Below are 3886 nucleotides of genomic sequence, written 5' to 3'. Positions count from 1 at the left end.
CGCAACGACATGCTTCCCACCAGCGCGTCCGGGAAGGTGATCCGCCGCAACGTCGAAGCGATGTGGCTCGAACGCGGCGGCACCGACCTCATCGAGATCGACAACTGACAACCCACCCGACAGATCGGCGCGGTGATCGCCTATGGCTGCGCCGTTCTCGTGGTGCATCAAGGCTGGGTGTCGTGAGGTGCTGCAGGTGGTGGGTGGCGAGAGCGAACATGAGGGCGTTCGGGACCCCTCGTCCGTTGGGGCAGGGCGACGAGGGTCACGAAGAGTTCGAATTGGTTGCCGCTCACGGCGGCGCACAACGCGGCACCTTGGGGCGCCCTCATACCGGCGACCTGAGTAGTGCACACCCGATGGAATCTGGTTCTTCGAGCCCGAACTCAAGAAATGGTATGAACGGGCGAGACCTCTACTGGGTCGTGGGTGGGCTCGGTCTGTCCGTGCGTGTTCCCGACCGTTGCGAGCACGGTCCTCGATGATGGGCCTACGTACAAACAGTCGACGCCCCCGTTACGTGACGGTCGATGACCTCGATGAGCCGTCGTTTCTCTGTATCGGAAAGAGGGACCGGAGGAAGGGCTCTCAGCCTGGATTGCACACGCCGGTAGAATGAAACGCGGCTGATGCCGAACTCGACGAAAATGTCTTCCGGCGAAGGGCCGCCGTACGGCGCCCAGACTCGGGCGAATGCAAGCACCGCGTCGTCCAGGGATTTCATTCGATGCCCTTTCTCCTTGAACTAGGTATCTCGATGTGGTTTGACATTCAGGACGCGGCCGCCTCCGGGCGGCGGCGGACGCTCCTGAGGTCAGGGGGTTCTCGGAAAATCAGTACTTCACTGGGCTGTCAGGCCGCCGTCGATGACATGCTCTGTACCGTTCACGTAAGAAGATTCGTCGCTGGCGAGAAACAGTACGAGGTTTGCGACTTCTTCAGGGTCGGCCATACGGCCCATGGGGATCTGTTCATTGATTCCGCCGCCGTCTGCGTCGGTGGCCGCTGCCATCATCGGGGTCTTGATGTATCCGGGATGAACTGAGTTTGCGCGAATGTTCGATGGACCATATTGAACAGCAACGTGTTTCGTCATTCCGCGTGAGGCGAACTTACTTCCGACATACGCGAGGTTGGGAGCTCCGACGATCGATACGATCCCGGCCACCGATGAGACGTTCACGATGGATCCTCCGCCCGCCTCCAGCATCGAAGGGATCACTGTCTTCATGCCGAAGAACTGCGAGGTCTGGTTGACGTTGATGACATGCAGATAGTCCTGCTCGCTCAGTTCCACGGTCTCAGCGATGGGACCGATGATCCCAGCGTTGTTGACCAGTACATTCACCGGCCCGAAGGCGCGCTCGGTTTCGCTGAGCACGTCGTGCCACTGGCTCAGAGAAGCAACGTCGTGAGAAACGAACTGAGCGTTCTCGCCGAGTTCGGTTGCGATTTCCTTTCCCCTTGCTTCATTGAGGTCTGTCAGTGTCACTTTGGCACCTTCAGCGACGAAGCGCCGAGCGTGAGCTTCACCCATGCCCTGAGCAGCTCCGGTGATGATGACAACTTTCCCATCGAGTTTTCCCATTTCGTACCCCTTACTCATCGTGCGATTTTCTTGTTGGTGAAGGTATAGCGACGGTAGGAAGCTTGGCTGTCCTGCGTAAGTCGTTCGGACCAAACGATTAAAGGGCCTTGAGTTCCTCGGTGACCTCGGAGACCGACTTCTTCGCGTCCCCGAACAGCATCGAGGTGGTGTCCGCGAAGAACAGCGGGTTGTCGATACCGGCGAACCCGGAGTTCATCGACCGCTTGAGCACGATCACCGACTTCGACTGATCCACATTCAGGATCGGCATGCCGTGGATCGGCGACGACGGATCATTCCGCGCGGCCGGGTTGGTGACATCGTTCGCGCCGATCACCAGGGTGACATCGGTGCGTGAGAACTCGTCGTTGATGTCGTCCATTTCCTTCATCGCGTCGTACTCGACGTCCGCCTCCGCCAGGAGCACGTTCATGTGCCCGGGCATCCGGCCCGCGACCGGGTGGATCGCGTACTTGACCTCGACGCCCTTCGACTCGAGCAGCTTGGCCATGTCCTTGACCGCGTGCTGGGCCTGCGCCACCGCCAACCCGTAACCGGGGACGACGATGACCTGGTTGGCGTACGCCATCTGGATCGCCGCGTCCGCCGCCGAGGTGGCCTTCGCCGTCTTCGCGGTGCCGTCCCCGACCGCCGCCGCGGTGCCGCCGCCGCCGAACCCGCCGGCCACGATCGCCGGGATGGACCGGTTCATCGCCTTCGCCATCAGGTTCGTCAGGATCGAACCCGACGCCCCGACGATCATGCCGGCCACGATCATCGCCTGATTGTTCAGGGCCAGACCCGCCGCCGCCGCGGACAGACCGGTCAGCGCGTTGAGCAGCGAGATCACCACGGGCATGTCGGCGCCGCCGATCGGCAGCACCACCATCAACCCGAGCACCGCCGCCAACACCAGCACCCCGACGATCCACCACTGCGACGTGGGTCCGGTCGGGTCGATCGCCTTGACCCCGATCGCCACCGCCAACGCGACCGCCCCGATCAGCAGCACCGCATTGAGCGGCTGCTGCAGTCTGCCGATGCCGATCGGCCGGCCCGGCAGCGTCTCCTGCAGCTTCAGGAACGCGATCACCGAACCCCAGAACGAGATCGACCCGATGACCGCCGCGAACAACGACGCGATCACGATGTGCACCGTCGGCGACTCACCATGTTGGAAGGCGGTGAACCCGTCCGAATCCAAAAATTCCGCATACGCGATCAGCGCGACGGTGCCACCACCGACACCGTTGAACAACGCCACCAACTGCGGCATCGCGGTCATCTTCGTCCGCAACGCCGGCGGCACCCCCAGCACCACACCGATCACCAGACCGGCGACGATCAGCACCCAGTTGGAGGTGTCCCGGATCGAGATCAGGGTCGCGACCACGGCCACCCCCATGCCGACCGCGGCGATCTGGTTACCGCGGACCGCGGTCTTCGGGCCGGTCAGACCCATCAGACCGTAGATGAACATCGAGAACGCCACGATGTAGAGCACGTTGACGAGGTACTCCATTACCGGTCCCCACCCTTCTCAGACACAGCGGCGGGCGCAGCGGGCTTGGACTTGAACATGCCCAGCATCCGGTCGGTCACCACGAAACCACCGACCACGTTGATCGTTCCGAACACCAGCGCCACGAACAGGATCACCTGCAACCCCCACGGCGGGTTCTCCACCTTGCCGAGCACCACCAGGGCACCGAGCACCACGATGCCGTGGATCGCGTTCGTCCCCGACATCAGCGGGGTATGCAACGTGTTCGGGACCTTCGAGATCACCGCGAACCCCACGAACCCCGACAACACCAGGATCGCGATATTCGCCAACAACTCCGCATACATCTACGACACCTCCTCGTGGATTGGCGCACTGATGCCTGCGCCGTATTCGTCGATGTTCTCGTAGAATTCGCGTATCCGGCGAGGCGCCATCAGGTGGTCGAGGAAGATCGCCACCGGTATCGCCGCGATTCGAAAAAGACTGGAGATCATGAGATTTCCTTGTGCTCGTCAGAAGCTCGATCGAGATCGATTGGAGTGCTGTACGAGAAGTCGAAGTGCGCGTAGTTATGTTGGGGCACCAGCGTCCATATGATGAACGCACCGAGCCGGTGCGCGAGTTTAATGAGACCTGTTGTGGACATCTATTTTCCGTCCTCACGGGTGACGCAGGACGCGGCGAGGACCTCGTCCGAGAAATCGGGGGCCAGGACGCCGTCGACGAGCATCAGCTCCAGCAGCGCGGAGATGTTCTTCGAGTACAGCTCGGAGGCGTGCTCGGGCATGCTG

Annotated in this window: 4 protein-coding genes; all 4 read right to left on the bottom strand. The window is 61.7% G+C overall.

Annotated elements, in window-relative coordinates:
* Window positions 1-841: 841 nt before the first annotated feature.
* The 4 genes from MLGJGCBP_RS47860 to MLGJGCBP_RS47845 all read right to left on the bottom strand — a co-directional run bounded on the left by MLGJGCBP_RS47860 (window position 842) and on the right by MLGJGCBP_RS47845 (window position 3589).
* A complete protein-coding gene (locus MLGJGCBP_RS47860) occupies window positions 842-1588 on the bottom strand; it encodes a glucose 1-dehydrogenase (RefSeq protein WP_201453126.1) in 747 nt (248 codons plus the stop codon).
* 97 nt (window positions 1589-1685) lie between these two features.
* On the bottom strand, window positions 1686-3110 hold the full coding sequence (locus tag MLGJGCBP_RS47855; RefSeq protein ID WP_160103992.1) for an NAD(P)(+) transhydrogenase (Re/Si-specific) subunit beta: 1425 nt from the start codon (window positions 3108-3110) through the stop codon (window positions 1686-1688).
* Window positions 3110-3439 carry an NAD(P) transhydrogenase subunit alpha gene (locus MLGJGCBP_RS47850; RefSeq protein ID WP_160097625.1) on the bottom strand — a complete coding sequence of 110 codons (330 nt, stop codon included), beginning with the start codon at window positions 3437-3439 and terminating at the stop codon, window positions 3110-3112. Before MLGJGCBP_RS47850 ends, MLGJGCBP_RS47855 begins: the two co-directional genes overlap by 1 nt.
* Window positions 3440-3589 (bottom strand): hypothetical protein, encoded by a 150-nt coding sequence (locus tag MLGJGCBP_RS47845; protein WP_160097626.1) that lies wholly within the window; start codon window positions 3587-3589, stop codon window positions 3440-3442. It abuts the gene before it with no gap.
* Window positions 3590-3886: the final 297 nt, after the last annotated feature.

This window comes from Rhodococcus sp. T7 (assembly GCF_009872365.1).
Lineage (GTDB): Bacteria > Actinomycetota > Actinomycetes > Mycobacteriales > Mycobacteriaceae > Rhodococcus_F.
The sequence above is the reverse complement of the archived record's forward strand: the minus strand, read 5'-3'. Positions and strand labels throughout refer to the sequence as shown.